Origin of the sequence: Lelliottia nimipressuralis (genome assembly GCF_004115925.1) — a bacterium.
Classification (GTDB): domain Bacteria; phylum Pseudomonadota; class Gammaproteobacteria; order Enterobacterales; family Enterobacteriaceae; genus Enterobacter; species Enterobacter nimipressuralis.
Genome location: NZ_SDDX01000010.1, coordinates 66,278 through 84,759, shown reverse-complemented (window position 1 = coordinate 84,759; position 18,482 = coordinate 66,278). Strand labels below are relative to the sequence as shown.

The 18,482-nt window shown below is 47.3% G+C and carries 17 protein-coding genes; 6 read left to right on the top strand and 11 right to left on the bottom strand.

The genetic code is table 11. The annotated features are described in order from the left end of the window. Positions 1-145 precede the first annotated feature (145 nt). Positions 146-1,618 (bottom strand): molybdate ABC transporter ATP-binding protein ModF, encoded by a 1,473-nt coding sequence (gene modF / locus ETG88_RS10045; protein WP_129035337.1) that lies wholly within the window; start codon positions 1,616-1,618, stop codon positions 146-148. Between the two features lie 67 nt (positions 1,619-1,685). Then, positions 1,686-2,474, bottom strand: a complete 789-nt coding sequence (modE, locus tag ETG88_RS10040; protein WP_129035336.1) for a molybdenum-dependent transcriptional regulator — start codon at positions 2,472-2,474, stop codon at positions 1,686-1,688. Positions 2,475-2,602: 128 nt separating this feature from the next. On the opposite strand from modE, the gene ETG88_RS10035 reads away from it, so the two are divergent. From ETG88_RS10035 to modC, 4 genes are all read left to right on the top strand, one after another. Then, complete coding sequence (locus ETG88_RS10035) at positions 2,603-2,752, top strand: AcrZ family multidrug efflux pump-associated protein (protein WP_072241805.1); 150 nt, start codon at positions 2,603-2,605, stop codon at positions 2,750-2,752. A gap of 177 nt (positions 2,753-2,929) precedes the next feature. Then, positions 2,930-3,703 (top strand): molybdate ABC transporter substrate-binding protein, encoded by a 774-nt coding sequence (gene modA / locus ETG88_RS10030; RefSeq protein WP_100777150.1) that lies wholly within the window; start codon positions 2,930-2,932, stop codon positions 3,701-3,703. Then, the gene (gene modB, locus ETG88_RS10025; protein ID WP_100777149.1) at positions 3,703-4,392 is read left to right on the top strand and encodes a molybdate ABC transporter permease subunit; all 690 of its coding nucleotides are present in this window, start codon (positions 3,703-3,705) and stop codon (positions 4,390-4,392) included. Before modA ends, modB begins: the two co-directional genes overlap by 1 nt. Before the next feature lie 2 nt (positions 4,393-4,394). Beyond that, a complete protein-coding gene (gene modC, locus ETG88_RS10020) occupies positions 4,395-5,453 on the top strand; it encodes a molybdenum ABC transporter ATP-binding protein ModC (protein ID WP_100777148.1) in 1,059 nt (352 codons plus the stop codon). Here the strand turns inward: modC and ETG88_RS10015 are convergent, their stop codons facing one another. Next, positions 5,454-6,272 (bottom strand): pyridoxal phosphatase, encoded by an 819-nt coding sequence (locus ETG88_RS10015; RefSeq protein WP_129035335.1) that lies wholly within the window; start codon positions 6,270-6,272, stop codon positions 5,454-5,456. It abuts the gene before it with no gap. Positions 6,273-6,413: 141 nt separating this feature from the next. Between ETG88_RS10015 and pgl the strand changes: the two genes are divergently transcribed. Next, a complete protein-coding gene (gene pgl / locus ETG88_RS10010) occupies positions 6,414-7,409 on the top strand; it encodes a 6-phosphogluconolactonase (protein WP_129035334.1) in 996 nt (331 codons plus the stop codon). A gap of 107 nt (positions 7,410-7,516) precedes the next feature. Here the strand turns inward: pgl and ETG88_RS10005 are convergent, their stop codons facing one another. From ETG88_RS10005 to ETG88_RS09970, 8 genes are all read right to left on the bottom strand, one after another. After that, on the bottom strand, positions 7,517-7,837 hold the full coding sequence (locus tag ETG88_RS10005) for a hypothetical protein (RefSeq protein WP_129035333.1): 321 nt from the start codon (positions 7,835-7,837) through the stop codon (positions 7,517-7,519). 29 nt (positions 7,838-7,866) lie between these two features. Continuing rightward, complete coding sequence (locus tag ETG88_RS10000; protein WP_206732578.1) at positions 7,867-8,661, bottom strand: peptidoglycan recognition protein family protein; 795 nt, start codon at positions 8,659-8,661, stop codon at positions 7,867-7,869. A gap of 105 nt (positions 8,662-8,766) precedes the next feature. After that, on the bottom strand, positions 8,767-9,051 hold the full coding sequence (locus ETG88_RS09995) for a type VI secretion system PAAR protein (RefSeq protein WP_129035332.1): 285 nt from the start codon (positions 9,049-9,051) through the stop codon (positions 8,767-8,769). Between the two features lie 146 nt (positions 9,052-9,197). Beyond that, complete coding sequence (locus ETG88_RS09990; RefSeq protein WP_129035341.1) at positions 9,198-10,163, bottom strand: hypothetical protein; 966 nt, start codon at positions 10,161-10,163, stop codon at positions 9,198-9,200. A gap of 141 nt (positions 10,164-10,304) precedes the next feature. Continuing rightward, complete coding sequence (locus tag ETG88_RS09985; protein WP_129035340.1) at positions 10,305-11,267, bottom strand: hypothetical protein; 963 nt, start codon at positions 11,265-11,267, stop codon at positions 10,305-10,307. A gap of 64 nt (positions 11,268-11,331) precedes the next feature. Beyond that, positions 11,332-12,954: a hypothetical protein gene (locus tag ETG88_RS09980; RefSeq protein WP_129035331.1), complete on the bottom strand. Its 1,623-nt coding sequence runs from the start codon at positions 12,952-12,954 to the stop codon at positions 11,332-11,334. Between the two features lie 17 nt (positions 12,955-12,971). Then, positions 12,972-13,805: a DUF4123 domain-containing protein gene (locus ETG88_RS09975; RefSeq protein WP_129035330.1), complete on the bottom strand. Its 834-nt coding sequence runs from the start codon at positions 13,803-13,805 to the stop codon at positions 12,972-12,974. Beyond that, entirely contained in the window at positions 13,805-15,763 is a 1,959-nt protein-coding gene (locus ETG88_RS09970; protein WP_129035329.1) for a type VI secretion system Vgr family protein, read from the bottom strand. Before ETG88_RS09970 ends, ETG88_RS09975 begins: the two co-directional genes overlap by 1 nt. Positions 15,764-16,589: 826 nt before the next feature. Between ETG88_RS09970 and tssF the strand changes: the two genes are divergently transcribed. Then, positions 16,590-18,422: a type VI secretion system baseplate subunit TssF gene (gene tssF, locus ETG88_RS09965; RefSeq protein WP_129035328.1), complete on the top strand. Its 1,833-nt coding sequence runs from the start codon at positions 16,590-16,592 to the stop codon at positions 18,420-18,422. Positions 18,423-18,482 lie beyond the last annotated feature (60 nt).

Here is an 18,482-nt window from a genome sequence, read left to right as displayed (position 1 = left end):
GTGACATGGGATAAAATAGTGGAATCGGTTACACTGAATCACGCACGCGAATTTGTAATGAGATGGCCCATTATAAATCAAAGAGATAACAATGTATTACTGCAGGTTGTCTGAAAAAGAGGGGCACGCCCCTCTGAGAGAACGATCAGCGAATGCGGCTTAACTCATAGCGATACTGCTCGCCGTGAGGAACAAACTCCAGCCGGTGGGTGATACAGGATGGCGCATCTTCCGCATGGTGGGAAACGAACAGCAGTTGTGTTTCGCCTTCGCTGATTAAAACGTCCACAAAGCGGCGTATCAGCTGGCGATTAAGCGGGTCGAGACCCTGCAGCGGTTCATCCAGAATCAGCACCGTAGGGTGCTTCACCAGCGCGCGGACGATCAGCGCCAGCCGCTGCTGTCCCCACGATAAACTGTGAAACGGCGCATCCGCCACGCGTTTATCCATCCCCAGAATATCCAGCCACTCCTGTGCCAGCTTGTGCTGTTTGTCAGAAACCGCCTGATAGATACCAATGGAGTCGAAATATCCCGACAAAATCACGTTTCGCACCGTGGTGCTGACGCGGTAATCGAGGTGCAGGCTGCTGCTGACGTAGCCGATGTGTTTTTTGATATCCCAGATGGTTTCACCGCTGCCGCGACGACGGCCAAACAGCGTCAGATCGTTACTGTAACCCTGGGGATGATCGCCGGTAATCAGGCTCAGCAGCGTGGATTTCCCCGCGCCGTTGGGGCCGGTGATTTGCCAGTGCTCGCCGGGGTTCACCGTCCAGCTCAGTCGATCGAGGATTGGGCGATCGTTATAAGAGACGGTACCGTTTTTCAGCTCGATGCGCGGCTGGTGGTTGTCCAGCAAATGCCGCGCCGAAGGGGCGTCTGGCTCGGGGAGTGCAATGCCGTCGAGTTTTTCGCTGTGCGCCAGCTGGGCGATCAGGGCCTGCTGAAGCAGCGCCTCTTTTTCGCCGGTTTCTGTCAGACAACAATCCACCAGCACGCCCGCGTACTGCACAAAATCGGGGATCTCATCGAAACGGTTCAGAACCAGCACGAGGGTATAGCCCTGCTGATTCAGCGTCGCGAGCAGGGAGGCCAATTGCGCGCGGGATTGCACATCCAGCCCGTCGAACGGCTCGTCGAGGATCAACAGATCCGGCTCGTTCATCAGCGCCTGGCAAAGCAAAGTTTTGCGCGTTTCCCCCGTCGAGAGGTACTTAAAGCGTCGCTCCAGCAGGCCAGTAATACCGAATAGTTCGGCCAGCTGCTGGCAGCGAGCAGCGTCTTTTCTTTCGTCCTGGATAATTTCTGCGGTGGTGCGGCCCGTATCCTCTTCGCCTGGGCTGAGCAGATCGGTGTTATTGCGCTGCCACTCGTCGCTGACCAGTTTTTGCAGCTGTTCGAAGGAGAGGCGCGTGATGCGGGTAAAACTGCACTGACGTTCGCCCTTAAGCAGGGTGAGCTCACCCGCAAGCGCGCGAGCCAGCGCGGACTTGCCGCTGCCGTTGGTGCCGACAAACGCCCAGCTTTCGCCGGCGCGCAAGTTGAGTTCGGGCAGTGAGAGGGTTCGTGTGTCGCTAAGACGAAACGTGCCTTGCGAAATTTGCAATGATGACATGACTTATCCCATTTTTTGCAGCGATATGCATCAGGGATACTCACTGGCGGCAGGTTTGTCAACGCACTTAGCACAACGTGGCGATAATCACCCGGTCAGCATTAAAATATGCGGTGACGTCAGCACCTTCCGATAAATCTTCTGCTTCGGCCAGCGGGACCGTGGCGCACAGCACTTGCCCATCGGGCAGGGTCATAAGCACTTCGCTCTGTTCGTCGCCGCGCGCAATGTGGCTGATCTTTCCGTGCAGTTGGTTATCGTCGTCTTGGGCCTGCTTTTCATCCAGCGTGATATTCACCCACGGCGCTTTCAGCAACACCAGCACCTCTTTGCCTTCGTCCAGCCCCAGTCGTTCGCCGCTCTGCGCGGTAATCGCCACTTTGAGCCGCGTCGTGCCGTCGGCCAGCAGAATATCCACGTGCTGCTGAACCTGGTCGCGATCGCGTGCGGTCACGGTGCCAAACCACTGGTTTCGCGCGCTGGTTTGCAGGGAGAAGCGGGAAATGGCGGCCAGCAGGCTGTCGAGGGGTAACGCGTCGTCATCGCTCAGGACGTCGAAGGCTTTTTGCTGGATCTGGGCCAGCAGATCGTAGAGCTGAATCAGGCGCTGGCCGTAGCGGGTTAGCATCGCGCCGCCGCCGCCCTTACCGCCGGTCGCCCGATCCACCAGCGTCTGTTCGCTCAGGCTGTTCATCTCATTGATGGCGTCCCAGGCACTTTTGTAGCTAATGCCCGCATTCTTTGCGCCCTGGCTAATTGAACCGGTTTGTTCTATCTGTTTAAGCAGGGCAATACGTCGCGGATCGGCGAAAAGCTTCTGCTGAAGTCGAAGGGTAAGGAGAATTTCGGCCTGCATAGACGGTGTCCTGGCAAAAAGCGTATTGTGACCCAATTGCCCGACAGCGCAAAGCCTACCGCACAAAAGGGGATGTTTTTCTGACTTTTCAGGGTAGAATACGCCATTCACAGTGTCTGGAGAAAACCATGTTAGAGTTGTTGAAAAGTCTGGTATTCGCCGTGATCATGGTACCCGTAGTGATGGCCATCATCCTCGGCGCCATCTACGGCCTGGGTGAAGTGTTCAACGTCTTTTCGAACATCGGTCACAAAGACCAGCCTAAAAAGCAGCATTAATTCCTCCCAAAACGCCCGGCCAGTCCGGCGTTTTGCTCTCAAGTTTCCGCCTCTCCCGCCGATAGTAGTTTCAGAATCAGCTTTGTTTACCCCTTAAACGGTACGATTTAACGCTAGGTTATCCCTGCAGTTATCGTTATATTTGTCTGTATATAACGACACTCACAGGAGCTACAAATGGCACGTACATGGTTACGCCTTTTCGCAGGGGCAACACTGACACTTACCGTCGCCGGGCAGGTACTGGCTGACGAAGGGAAAATCACGGTCTTTGCGGCGGCGTCGCTGACCAACGCGATGCAGGACATTGCGGCGCAGTATAAAAAAGAGAAAAACGTCGATGTGGTTTCGTCGTTCGCCTCGTCTTCCACTCTGGCTCGCCAGATCGAAGCCGGTGCGCCTGCGGATCTGTTTATTTCTGCCGATCAGAAATGGATGGATTACGCGGTGGAGAAAAAATCGATCGATACGGCCACCCGTGAAACCCTGCTGGGTAACAGCCTGGTAGTGGTCGCGCCAAAAGCCAGCGCGCAGGGCGAGTTCACTATCAACAAAGAGACTAACTGGACCAGCCTGCTGAAAGATGGGCGTCTGGCGGTGGGCGATCCGGACCACGTTCCGGCAGGCATCTACGCAAAAGAAGCGCTGCAAAAACTGGGTGCGTGGGATACATTATCGCCGAAACTGGCTCCGGCTGAAGATGTGCGCGGCGCCCTGGCGCTGGTGGAGCGCAACGAAGCGCCGCTGGGAATTGTCTACGGTTCCGATGCGGTTGCCGGTAAAGGTGTGAAAGTGGTTGGGACCTTCCCGGAAGATTCGCACAAGAAAGTGGAATACCCGATCGCCATAGTTGATGGACATAAAAATGCGACGGTCAGCGCCTTTTACGACTATCTGAAAGGGCCTGAAGCGTCTGCCATCTTTAAACGTTACGGATTTACGACTCACTAATGATATTGACCGATCCTGAATGGCAGGCCGTGCTGCTGAGCCTTAAAGTCTCTTCCCTGGCAGTTGCCTTTAGTTTGCCTTTTGGGATCTTCTTTGCCTGGCTGCTGGTTCGCTGCCAGTTTCCGGGCAAAGCCCTGCTCGACAGTGTGCTTCATCTTCCTCTCGTGTTGCCGCCGGTGGTGGTCGGGTATTTATTGCTGATCGCAATGGGGCGACGCGGTTTTATCGGCCAGTGGCTGTATGACTGGTTCGGCCTGACGTTTGCTTTTAGCTGGCGCGGCGCGGTTCTGGCGGCGGCAGTGATGTCTTTCCCGCTGATGGTGCGTGCGATACGCCTGGCGCTGGAAGGGGTGGACATCAAGCTGGAGCAGGCGGCGCGTACTCTCGGTGCCGGGCGCTGGCGGGTGTTTTTCACCATTACGCTGCCCCTTACGTTGCCGGGAATTATCGTCGGTACGGTACTGGCGTTTGCCCGTTCTCTGGGTGAATTCGGCGCGACCATTACTTTTGTTTCAAACATCCCCGGCGAAACGCGGACCATTCCGTCGGCGATGTACACCCTGATTCAAACGCCGGGCGGGGAAGGGGCTGCCGCACGGCTGTGCATTATCTCCATTGTGCTGGCGCTGGTGTCGCTGCTGATTTCTGAATGGCTGGCGCGTCTGAGCCGCGAGCGGATGGGGAAATAATCATGCTGGAACTCAACTTTACTCAAACGCTCGGTAACCACTGTCTGGTGCTCAACGAAACGCTGCCCGCTAGCGGAATTACCGCCGTCTTTGGCGTTTCGGGCGCGGGAAAAACTTCGCTGATTAATGCCATCAGCGGGCTGACGCGCCCGCAAACCGGGCGGATCGCGCTGAACAATCGCGTGCTTCACGACGCGGAAAATAAGATTTACCTGGCCCCTGAAAAACGGCGCATCGGCTATGTGTTCCAGGACGCGCGCCTTTTTCCGCACTATAAAGTGCGCGGCAATCTGCGCTACGGCATGGCGAAAAGCATGGCCGGTCAGTTTGATAATCTGGTCACGCTGCTGGGCATTGAATCGCTGCTGGACCGGCTCCCGTCGTCGCTCTCCGGCGGTGAAAAACAGCGTGTGGCGATTGGCCGCGCGCTGTTAACCGCACCGGAACTCCTGCTGCTGGATGAGCCGCTGGCGTCGCTCGATCTGCCGCGTAAGCGCGAGTTGTTGCCTTATCTGCAACGCCTGGCGCGGGAAATTAACATTCCGATGCTCTACGTCAGCCACTCGCTGGACGAGATTCTGCATCTGGCGGACAACGTGCTGGTGCTGGAAAACGGCAGCGTGAAGGCCTTTGGACCGCTGGAAGAGGTGTGGGGCAGCAGCGTGATGTATCCGTGGCTGCCGAAAGAGCAGCAGAGCAGCATCCTGAAGGTCAGCGTGCTGGAGCACCATCCGCACTACGCCATGACGGCGCTGGCGCTGGGCGATCAGCATCTGTGGGTCAATAAGATCGACAAGCCGCTGCAATCCGCGCTGCGTATACGCATTCAGGCGTCGGATGTTTCTCTGGTCCTCCAGCCGCCGTTGCAAACCAGTATTCGTAATATTTTGCGCGCGAAAGTGGCCCAGTGTGTGGACGATAACGGCCAGGTGGAAGTACAGCTGGAAGTGGGCAGCAGAAAGCTATGGGCGCGCATCAGCCCGTGGGCCAGGGATGAGCTTGGCATCAAACCTGGCCTGTGGCTTTACGCGCAGATCAAGAGTGTCTCGATCACCGCCTGATCACAGCAGATGGGTGTAAATGTACTGCGCGATGCTGTCGGTGGTGTTGTCGCCAATGACCACGTTGGCGCGCGCTTTGACGGCATCGTCGGCATTGCCCATCGCCACGCCAGTGCCGGCAGCCTCCAGCATGCTGATGTCGTTGTAGTTATCCCCGAAAGCGATCACGTCTTTCATCGACCCGCCCTGAGATTCAACAAACTGCGTCAGGCGTTTGCCTTTGCTGTTGCCCTTACGCGCGATATCCACCTGATCGTGCCAGGACCATTCGCACTCCAGCCCCAGCGTCTGCTCAACATGTTTCGCGAACGCGTTCAGCTTGTTCGTATCTTCGTCCGTCAGGGCAAATTTCCAGATAGCATCGACGTCGGCGGCCGCCTGGCGTAGGGATGAGACCTGCGTAAAGACCGGACGCTGGGCCTCGGGCAGTGACAGCGCCCAGTTGCTGGTACGGATGACATGCCCGGTCGGGCGCTCATAGAGCATGGCGTGATCCACGTACATCAGGCCGTGAATGGCGTGCTCATCCAGCAGATCAATCAGTTGTAACGCCTCAGTCACCGGCAGCGGATCGGACTCAAGAACCTTTTTTGCATGATAATCATACAAATAAGTGCCATTACAACAAATTGCAGGTGTATCTAACGCCAGTGCCTGATAAAAAGGATGAATGGCAACGTGATGTCGACCGGTAACAATCAGGAGTTGATATCCCGCTTCCTGAGCACGTTTCAGTGCTTCGAGCGAAGAGGGGAGCAGGGTTTTTTGCGGGGTTAACAGCGTACCGTCTAAATCCAGAGCAATCACACGCGAGGTCATTTGTTCTTCCGGGTTAATGTTGAATTATGGTCTTAGGGGATGGTACACCGAGAGGCGTGACCCACAAAATGCCAGGCTAAAATTCAGCATTCACCGTTAAAAAGTTAATCACTTTCACGCGCAGTGAGGAGAGGAGTATTCATGAAACAAACCGTTTATACCGCCAGTCCTGAGAGCCAGCAGATCCACGTCTGGCGTTTGAATGCGGAAGGCTCGCTCACGCTGGTGCAGGTTGTTGATGTGCCGGGACAGGTGCAACCGATGGTTGTCAGCCCGGATAAACGTTTTCTGTACGTAGGCGTGCGTCCTGAGTTTCGTGTGCTGGCCTACCGCATTGCACCGGACGATGGTGCTCTGACCTATACCGCCGAAGCGCCGCTCCCGGGCAGCCCGACGCACATCTCGACCGATCGCAAAGGCCAGTTCATCTTCAGCGGTTCTTACAATGCGGGCTGTGTGAGCGTCACGCGTCTGGAAGATGGCCTTCCGCGCGACAGCGTGGAAGTGGTTGAAGGGCTGGAAGGCTGCCACTCGGCCAATATCTCTCCGGACAACCGCACGCTGTGGGTTCCGGCGCTGAAACAGGATCGAATCTGCCTGTTTACCTTGAGCGACGACGGCCACCTGGCCGCGCAGACCCCGGCGGAAATCACCACCGTTGAGGGCGCAGGCCCGCGCCACATGGTGTTCCACCCGAATCAGCAGTACGCCTATGTGGTGAATGAGCTAAACAGCTCTGTCGACGTGTGGGCACTGAACGATCCGAACGGCAAGATTGAACGCGTTCAGACCCTGGACATGATGCCGTCAGACTTTACTGACACCCGCTGGGCGGCGGATATTCACATCACCCCGGATGGTCGTCATCTGTACGCCTGCGACCGAACCTCAAGCCTGATTACCATTTTCAGTATCTCTGAAGATGGCAGCGTGCTGGCAATCGAAGGCTTCCAGCCAACCGAAACCCAGCCTCGCGGCTTTAACATTGATAACAGCGGTAAATTCCTGGTGGCGGCGGGGCAGAAATCCCACCACATCGCGCTGTATGAAATCAAAGGCGAGCAGGGCCTGCTGGAAGAGAAAGGCCGCTATGCCGTAGGCCAGGGCCCAATGTGGGTGGTGGTAAACGCGCACTAAGCGGCGTAAAAACAAAAAACCTCGCAGTTGCGAGGTTTTTTTCAACTGACGGGCAGCCCTGTCTTTGAAGGGGACGGCGATTTTTTTCATTGAACATATCTTCTTTTTTAGTCTGGAATATAAAACCCGTTAAGGAGCATCTTTTTTGTTATTTTTTGTTTACATTCCATTAATTCATTGCCATATCTAATCTTGCAGTAATTAGCAAGTTCGTTATTTTTTGCGGGGGATAGGGATGAGCTTCTTAATACTTCCGTTGGAGATACTGGCATTTCAAAAATTAGATTGAGGGCTATATCGTGTTTAATGAAAACGACCGGGATCCAGTGTAAATCGCCCTCTTCATAGTAAGGCTCTTTATCGATTCCAATTAAAAAATATGCACATGCAATAAAAAAAATAGCATTGGAAAGTAAATTATTTGGCATTCTCCAACCTCGATTTGCTATATATGAAACTATTTTTCACCAGGAGAAGTTAGATTAAATTGTGCTCTTAGGCTGGCCGCAATTTGAAGTCCATAAGTTCCTGGACATGCCCTTCCCAATGCATTTAACGTAGCAAATTCTCTATGGCCTCCTAACTCTTTAATCGGGAAGTGTTTTATAAGTATTTTGACCAAAGCTTCTATCGCGTTTTTTTGTTGAATTGTTGGTAAGTCAAATGATTGATCCCAGTCATCCTTAAACTGCCCTGAAAACTCACTGAGGCTGTCCCATCGCGATGGACCATACTTTCCGGCCTCACCTGGTAAACTAAAATCAGATAAAAACACTATTCCAATATGCCCTGTATTGGCACCTTTTAGATGAGCACCTTTTTCGCGTATATCTAATGTTTCAAAGATTACGCCTAGACAATCAATTGCATAATGATAACTTAAGTGACCAAAGCTATTGATATCCGTTTTCTCGGCCTGTCGTAACTTGTTTAAGGAATCTTCATCACAAGAATAGCTATTTCCTGCATGATGTAATACTATTGCCGAATAATTCCAGTCATCACCATCAGATACTTGGGCTTTCTTTGCACCCCACTCACTACGTGTTTTTATAGTTAAGCCTGATTCCCGTGTTTCAGATAATATACTCTCTCTTATTATTCTTTTATCTTCTCTTGTTTTAGCAATTGCGTTAAGTCCCATTCGAAGTAAATCTTCGGTTGTTTTTGAGTAATCATTGTCCATATAGATATCATAGTCCTTTTGTTTTTCTAAAATTAGCATGGAGAGGGAGAGCGGATAGGCATCCATCCTATTCAGATGTTGATTATGAACCTCACAAATATTGTTTTATGTATTTCACTTATTTTTCAGTATATTATAAAAATATATGCACTCAGGATGAAGTATAACTATCTACCCGATATTAACGGTTCCACCACCTATAATTACACCTCCGCAATCAATGGTGTCGTTAGTTCTTGCCGCGGGTAATCCGTCAATAAAAACGCTTGATGAACCGCTGCTTATTTTGCGGGAGTGGGGCGGATGTAAAGGCTTTTCATGTGGTGTTAGTGGGTCCCCCAGACGAGCTGAGGGGAGATTGTCAATAAATACAGTGGGAGAACCCGCTGTGATAGTGGTTTCATGGTAACCATCATGCTGGGTACCTTTGTCAGTGACTCTGGCCGCTAAAGGCATTTTAACCTTCCTTTGAATGAAATAATCGTAATCAGAATATTATATTTTCAGTTGCAAATGTTAGAATTACTGATTAACTGATGCATTATTGAGTTGCAGTGATACCCGTCACATTACATAATAAATATGACGGGTAAAATTTATATCTATACAACCGGGACAAATTTACCATTAATTAATGAAAACACTGGAACATAGCTACTCATCTGTTTGTCACCATAAGTGAATATTATCGGCGAATACGCTGGGGTTGATTTGTTGTATAATTGTACCATCCGACCTTTATTAATAACTCTGACATCATAATCTTTCCATATAATAGGAAGTATTTTGATTTTTTTTTCCTCAAGGTTTTCTTTTGTATACAATGATAATAATATTTCATCCTCATTATTATGGGTTGTGGCGGACCATATTTTCAATGCCTCGCGGTCAAATTCTTTCAAACGCGCTCGATCTCCTGAGCGAATAATATCAGCCAATTCCATATAGGCGGCTTTTAACTTCTGTATCTGTTCATCGCTGCCGGTAAACGGAGTTGCCCGGGTCCAGACCCAGTCAGGGAGCCCTGTTACAGTAATTTTTTGGGTAAACTGAAAGAGTTTCATTCCCTTAGGGAAATAGGTTTCATCAAAGTAATCTGGATCAATAAAGCCAGGCGCAGCCTGTTCTGCCAGAATCTCTTTTCGTGTGATGGGATGCTGGCTGTCTGATTGTGTCTCAGGAATTCCCTGATCGTTAATTGTCACTTTTATAGATGACAATGTCATTTCATCTTTCTCAACCGATTGAACCACATCCAGGCTGCACTCTGCTTCAGGCGAAAACTTAGCCCGCGCTTCTGCACTGGCCGGTTTATCGGAAAACCAGCCTAACGCCCCAATTTCAAGGCTGATTTCATTTTCACCATTCTCCATCATCATCATTGCGTTCGTGCTGGAAATCGCGCCGGTGGAATCACCATTTTCTATCCAGGCTGAGCGTCGATTACTAAAACCGGTGACGCCATTAGTTTTGATAGCGCAATATGCATCTTGGATATTAAATCGGCTGCGGATAGTTTTAGTAGTATTATCTAAATAAAGTACTACACCCACGATGATTCCTGTCATTAAAAAAATTCTTTTTTTGTATTTTATCTTCATGTGAATGGTTTCATGTTTATAAATATGAGGTTTTTAATATATATGCTATGCTGCCACTTTTGTTAAGCTCATTATAAAAACCTTGAATTGGTACTAATAATTATAGAATTAAACCACTGGGATGAATTTACCATTGATTAAGGAAAATATTGGTGCGTAGGTATTCATAACTTTCTTTCCATCATCACGGATATAAGTATAAGTCAAAGGTGATAAAAGTGGTTTTGATTTATTATATAACTGTACCATACGACCTTTATTCATTACCCGAACAGCATAGTTATCCCATCTAATAGAGAGCATTTTTATTTTTTTATCTTCTAGGTTTTCTTTTTTATATAATGAGAGTAATATCTCATCCTCACTACTTGGGGTCGTGGCAGACCATATTTTCAGCGCCTCGCGGTCAAATTCTTTCAGGCGTACTCGATCTCCGGAGCGGATAATTTCAGCCATTTCCGTATAGGCGGCTTTTAACTTTTGTATCTGTTCATCGCTGCCATTAAACGGAGTTGCCCGGGTCCAGATCCAGTCAGGGAGCCCTGTTACAGTAATCTTTTGGGTAAACTGAAAGACTTTCATTCCCTTAGGGAAATAGGTTTCATCAAAGTAATCTGGATCAATAAAGCCAGGCGCAGCCTGTTCTGCCAGAATCTCTTTTCGTGTGATGGGATGCTGGCTGTCTGATTGTGTCTCAGGAATTCCCTGATCGTTGATTGTCACTTTGATAGATGACAATGTAATTTCATCTTTCTCAACCGAATGAACCACATCCAGACTGCACTCTGCTTCAGGCGAAAACGTGGCCCGCGTTTCTGCATCGGCCGGTTTATCGGAAAACCAACCTAACGCCCCAATTTCAAGGCTGATTTCATTTTCACCATTCTCCATCATCATCATTGCGTTCGTGCTGGAAATCGCGCCGGTGGAATCACCATTTTCTATCCACGCTGAGCGTCGATTACTAAAACCGGTAACGCCATTAGTTTTGATAGCGCAATATGCATCATTAATATTAAATCGAGTGCGAATGGTCTGTATGCTATCACCTGAATAAAGTACTGTGCCCATAATACCTCCTGTTAGAAAAATGACTGTTACAAAATATTTTGCTTTCATCGCAATCTCCGTTTAGTTAGTAATGTGTTGTATTATGATTATTATCATTTCCTTCACCACTGTTTGATAAAGGATTAGTACCCATCGCCCAAGGTTTTGTTTGCACTGGTGGCGTAATCTCTGGTTTTTTTATACAACGTATTTTTCCATATAAATTAATGCGCAATGGCGATTCTGATGGTTTTAGAGCTGCGCATAGTTGCCATTCCTTCTTTACTTTATTTTCTGTTTTTTTATTACCATTTTGAACATCACCATCGTCAAGGCTATAGCTTACATCAGCCATAAACTCAAACGTACCTTTAATACCATCATGATATAAAGCAAGGTCAAGACCGTTATCATGTGGATCAAATTCAAATCCGGCAATGGCTCCTATAGTGCCTTTAGTATTTGCGGTCAGTTTTACAACAAAAATTTCGGCCTCAAATGTTGCACTGACTACTCCTTTTAAACCCAAATAAATTTGATTCTTCTTGGCTATGTTAAAATCCCACTGTTTATCTTTTTCAACATAGACAGAACCAAGGTTAAGATTAATTCCCGTAGCAATCTCGATATAGCATTCAACACTAGTTCCATGTTTTTTGAGATAATCACGGCATCTGTTGACAAGATCGTCAATTTTACAGTAGGCACAAATAAAAGAGATGATGTCAAATTTAAATTTTGCTTCTAAAAAAGGTTTACCAAATAAACCATAGAAATGACAAGGGCCATCCTTAATGTCGATATATTGATAGGCATATGAAATCCCAATTTTTGCAGGTTCTATTTTAGCATTGAATAGAGAGTATTTTCGTGTGCCGTCTTGATTTTCAGGATCAGGAGCGAAGTATTTGTTGATATTTTCAATCAGAGAATCGACTCTCCTTAACTGTTCTAGGGTTTTTATTTGCCGTAATTTTCTTATTTCCTCTTCATATTTGTGTGAATATTCAACATTACCGATCTTAATACCAAAATCAACAGTTAAAGTTGTCTTGTTTGACCATTCGAACTGAGCCGTAGAATTCTGCCATCCATCACGGAGTTTATTTTTATTTTTAGGCTTTGTATTCTCCATGGCTTCGCGAGATTTTATTCTTTCATCACGACGTTCTTTAATAGTTCTTTCCCGCCTCGAGGAGATTATTTCGTAGCTTAGACCTGTAGTAAAACGAATTTCAATTGTAGGGTAAACGTAGATTTGTGCATATCGGCTACGCTCGTAGCAACCGTCAACGACTACGGTATAATGAGCAGGTTCATCAAAGATATCCAGCGGAGTGGTTATTGAACTTAGATATTCCCAGGGAGAGCGAAATGCACTAACAACATCAATATCTTTTTTCTCTCCTTTAAAATGCAGCGTAACGCTATTGGGATTTCCGTCAGTTGTTAGTTTGGAATCATGATTTCCTGATGCTTCCTCTAGCCATGCGTCATGTGAACCACTCTTGCTACACTGGCACACTATAGTGATATCACCCTCACATCCATAGCCTTTGTCGAGTATTTTAAACGGAGCTGTACCTTCTTTTGACCAAATATGTTTCTCCTTATTAGCTGGAAAATCCGTTATCACATCAAGAATACAGGGATCAGGAAGACCACATTCCGCACACGCCTTTCCTGCGGTTGAAGATGGAGATGCCATAAACTATTTCCTTTTGTTTATTGTGGAATAAAGCCAAGTTCCCCTAAAGCGAGTTGTTGAACTCGAGAATGTTCAGGGTATGACTTATTACTGAGTAGTTCATTCCATGAGTCAGGAATATCATTAGTGTCACTGATATTATTCTTTAGCATTAACATCGTCATAATTCTGATGGAATGATCATCCGTGATATTTAATGACTTGCAGTACAAGAAGTATTCCTCTGCCAGGTTTATTGCTGCTTTATTGTTTTCTGATGTTATTAAATTTGTGTTTTCTTTATTTTCAATAATAAAAGTTGATAACTTGTCCAGATAGTTTTTATGAGCCTGCTGTTCTAGTTGCTGATATTGCCTGTAATTCAGAGAGAGCATAGTGAAAGACACCAACTTAGCGTTGTTATCGTCTGGGACTCTAACTTCGGAAAAATTATCCTCATGATATATCCCATCATAACTGCTACTTACCTGGGACACTGGTTTTAAAAATAAATTAAGCTGACGAGGTGTTAAAACTGTAGTTAACGCCCAGATATTTCTCGGATCATAGAAGCGCATGAGGACAGGTTTAGTTTGTTCAGGGATCATCACCCATAAATAGCGACGGAAATGCTGCTGTAGTTCCCGTAAAGACAAATCGGATTTAAAGTATATCCCCCATGGCGTTGTTTTCTCGTTTAGCCAGGTATTCACTTCTTCAGTGACCACTACAAGATAGGGTGCTAGTGCAACCAGTTCCGGCTGAACAGGTTCTGCATACAAGCAACAATGTGGCGGAATCGTTTCTTTTAGAAAATTGACCAGGTCTGATTCGATTGCACCATCCACAATCGCATATTCTATCATCTCCATCAGACGCCATCCTTCGGGCAATGGGATACAAATATCGTTCCATTTCCCGCGGCAGCTTTCAGTATTACCGGGCGCATTGGTAAGATAACTTCTCCTGGGTTACCGAGTCCGTTCAAGTTTATCTTTGGACCTTTTATGTCCACTCCACCTGAATGAATCACTACAAAAGAGCTGCCAACTCGTAGGCTAATTTTGCTGTCGCTCTGTAAAACAATGTCCCCCTGTACGCTAATGCCGAGAGCACCGGCGACCTTCCGGGCGAGATCGCCTTTGACCTCTAAACCATGGTTACCTTCCACCAGACTGACATGGTCTTTTGTTGTTTTGTGATCCTGCTTTCCGTCCACAGTGACTTTGCGGTCATTAGCCACTACCAAATTTTCATCATGACCGATGCTTACAGTCCTGTCATAATTCACTCGTTCATCTTTGCTGTTGAGTACTACAACCTGCATATTTTTTTGTGCATGCAGGTAAACTTCTTCCTGGTTTGTTGCATCATCAAAACGCAGCTCATTAAACCCGCTACCCTTATACGTCTTTGACCGTATCGTCATTTGCGTTTTTGTTCCCGGCAAATTCCCTGGTGAGCGATTATCCTGATGGTACGTCCTGCCCATGATGATTGGCTGGTCTGGATCACCGTTAAGGAAATCTACAATCACTTCCTGGCCAACACGTGGTATTGCAATGTTGCCAAATCCTGTTCCTGCCCATGCCTGTGATACGCGTACCCAGCATGAGCTATCCTCGTTTCCCGGACAGTAGCGGTCCCAGTGAAAGCGAACCCGCACTCTGCCATGTTCATCGCAAAATATTTCTTCGCCTGCAGGACCAGTGACAATCGCGCTTTGTGGCCCATCTACGGAAGGTTTCATCTGCGGTATTGCGCGCCATGTCCGGTCTGCTGGTATGACCTCAAAGCGATTACTAAGCGTTGTTCCAGCCCCCTGACTTCCATGCAATGCCTGTGGCTGGTCCCCTGTCAGTACACTTCCCATAACTTGCCATTCACGGTTCAACAGATCAGATGGGTGTTCCGTCAAAGAGAAACGCTTTCCCGGCCATAATTTGGGGGAGTTGCTGTAGCCGATCGCCATCTCTGCATCATGCCTCCAGCCTTCTATTTGATAACGTGCAAAATCCTGTCCGTGCTGCTCATCTTTAAACCGTCCAGGATAATCGAAAATTTCATACTGCGTCAGTTGGCCATTCAAATGTTCACCAGCATGGTTGTAGTAGCCTGGCCAGCCCGGAGTTTTGAATGTGTAATCCTGGGTTTCTACTGATGAAGGGCGTATCTGTGCATGATATCTAAACTGATAGATACATTCGGCAGATTCCCCTGCCGCTACATTAGGATTAAAAAGAATGGCCCCCATTGACGACACACCTGCCACGTCGTCGCACAACACCAACTTTTGCTCTTCACCGGAGGGGGCGTGCCAGTCAAAAAAGAAAATCCCTTCTTCCGACCAAAGACGAGTTAGAAAAGCAAGGTCACTTTCACCGTACTGTACACAGAACTCTCGCGTTGGGTGCTCACTATAAAAAACGGGTGTCCATTCAGTGATACCATTCTCACTCAATAATGTGGAAGAGATGGTCTTAATATCCTGCTGCTGGAATATACGGAAGTTCCGCCGTAAACCGCTACGCCAAAGGGGAGGGGAGATGATCAGATGGTATCCCATTTGCCAGTGATTGTTTTCACTCAGGGTGACAGCGGTGACAATTCCTCGGATGTAACGCTGCGCAACCATCCCATCCCAGATGGTTAACACCGCATTTTTTTCGAGAAAATCTGTAGCTGTCAAATCAGGAAGGCTGCTGGCGATATCCACTTTCAGCAGGAAATGTTTGGAGTACGACTGAACCAGCCTAAAGCTGACTACCGCAGTAGTTTTCTCCATCAGTCCGTCTACTTCTAACGTAAAACGCAACCCCTTTAAGGACATATAACCCCCTTTGCATATCCATATGAAATGCCACTTTCAGGCATCAGTGACTGTACTGTGCTACGTCTGATTTTAAATACGCTACCGCCGAAGTATCCGGCATCCACCATCTCCCATAAAATAGAGTTCAGAACTCACTGCCTTTTTACTTTTATGGGCATTCATTAATACGCTTGCAGCCCATATCGGCCATATACTGTTTGTATTAACCAATACCCTTAATGTTGTTCACTATAATCGAATCTTTCATGTGCCCACCGCCCGTCGAACCGCTATTCTCTTACTCGTGTTAACGGGATTTATGTTTGTTATAGTCTAAAGGGGAACATGTATTAGCTTACAACATCATCCAGGGTGAAGGTATTCTATATTATTTGTATTCTATGTAATGTATTTTTTCTTTGAATATAAAACTGTGTTGCATATATTTTATCTATGCGTGTGTTTTCAGGTGTCCCTTGAGTTTATCATGCTAATTGTAAAAATGAGGATGGTGATTTAATGTGATAGTACACTAATTTTTTTTGAGAACATTGATGTCTATAAATGGGGGGTTAGTCTTCGGTAATATTTCTTTTCATGAATATGTTAATATTAAATCCATGCCATTAAATTTTATGCGAGAGTCAAGTTTTTCACATTACCCGCACAATTCATTGCCGGGGAAGGTATGCAAGCTGACTATAAAAACATTCATCTAGTCGATGCTTCAGTTGTCGCATGATTGATCTTTAACAAGGAATGAGTGCCATGGAAAAGGAATGGATATCCGAGAGTTTGAGATTCTGTTGGATAATTATCCAAACTAGTGAATGGAGTAAAGCTAATGTCTTTTGAAGAACATTATTATCGGGAGGAGTTGGATTATCTGCGTCAGCTCGGAAAGCTGCTCGCTGAGGAAAAACCTCATCTGGCGCGTTTTCTGACCGAAAAGGAGGGAGATCCGGATGTTGAACGTCTGCTAGAAGCCTTCGCTTTTCTTTCTGGTGGTCTGCGGCAAAAACTGGAGGATGAATTTCCTGAATTTACAAATAGCTTGATTAATATGCTGTGGGCTAATTATCTACGTCCGGTGCCCTCTATGGCGGTAATCGAATACAAACCTTTAGCTACTCAACTTTCTGCACCCGTTTGTGTTAGACGTAATGAGCTCATTTGTTCAGGAGCAGTACGTGTAACGTCTCCTGGGCGTAAAATTTTGGCAGAAAATACTGGCCATGGAACTCCGTCGTGCCGATTTACACTAGCGCGTGACATCTGGCTGCAACCCCTTTCTATCGCAGATGTGAGAAATACAAGTAGTTTGAAAAAAGGTTGTATCGAAATCGATTTTTTTACAGATGGAGGCATTAACGCATGTTCGCTGGACTTGAACAAGCTGACATTTTGGCTTGGCAATGAAGATGATTACACCCGATATCAACTTTATTTATGGTTCAGTCAGCACCTGATGGATGCAGAACTCGTTTCCGGTGAGAGTCGACTGCATTTGCCTGATTTGTGGCTTGAGGCTGTGGGATTCGAACATAATGATGCCCTGCTTCCCTGGCCAGAAAACACTCATAGTGGTTTTCGGGTGCTTCATGAGTATTTTTGCTTTCCGGAAAGCTTTTACTTCTTCCGCATGCGAGGTGTACCTTTGCTGCCCGATAATTTCCCAGTCAAAGCTTTTACATTGTGTCTACACTTTAACCTGCCATTACCCACAGAAAAAAAATTAAGCAAAAGTTCATTGCGCTTATACTGTGCGCCGGCAATTAATCTTTTCCCCCACAATGCTGAACCTATTAGTCCGGATGAAAGCACGGCACAATTTAAGTTACGCGCAAGCCATCAAAATCCTGAACTCTATGATGTCTTTCAGGTGAAGTCAGTCTCCAGCAAAATTATTGCACTCGACGAAACACCTGGAACGGGTGACAGAACGCGTATCTGGCCGCAGTTTGAAGGATTTCAGCATCAGCTCGAGTATAATCTTCGTCGTGAAGTCGTTTATTGGCAACACCGTACAAAAACGTCTCTTTTTCAGCAAGGTTTGGATCATTCTATTGCTTTTGTTCATGGAGATGGCAGAACACCGGAACGAACCTCAGTTAACGTCGAAGTGTTCAATGTCTCGCTTATTTGCACCAATCGAATGCAACCAGCTTCACTTCAGGTTGGTGATATTTGCATACCCATAGACAAAAACCCAGCTGTTGCCTCTTTCAGTAATATTACGCGTCCGACTCGTCCGCTTTATCCAATGACTAACGGAATTATGCACTGGTCCCTGCTCTCTTGCATGAACCTGAACTATCTCTCTTTACTTGACAGAGAGGCGTTGATTCAGGTGTTAAGTACTTTTGATTTACCCGGAATTAATGATTTTCATCACGCACGGCTCTCTTCGAATAAGCTGGACGCCATCGAAAAGATGGTGTCCGAGCCGATAGACCGCTTGTTTAAAGGCGTACCTGTTCGGGGAATGTCCACTACATTATGGGTTAATCCCACCCCGTTTATTTGCGAAGGGGAGATCTATTTGCTCGGGGCTGTGTTGTCCAGTTTCTTTGCCATGTATGCCACCATCCATTCTTTCCACAGTCTCAAAATCATTAACCTAGAAAACCAGGAATCCTGGGAATGGCTTAATACTGGCCAGCATGCTCTTATGTAGGGAAGGACGTTTTGACTGCACTAAGCCGCTTGAAACAAAAAACCTCGCATTTGCGAGGTT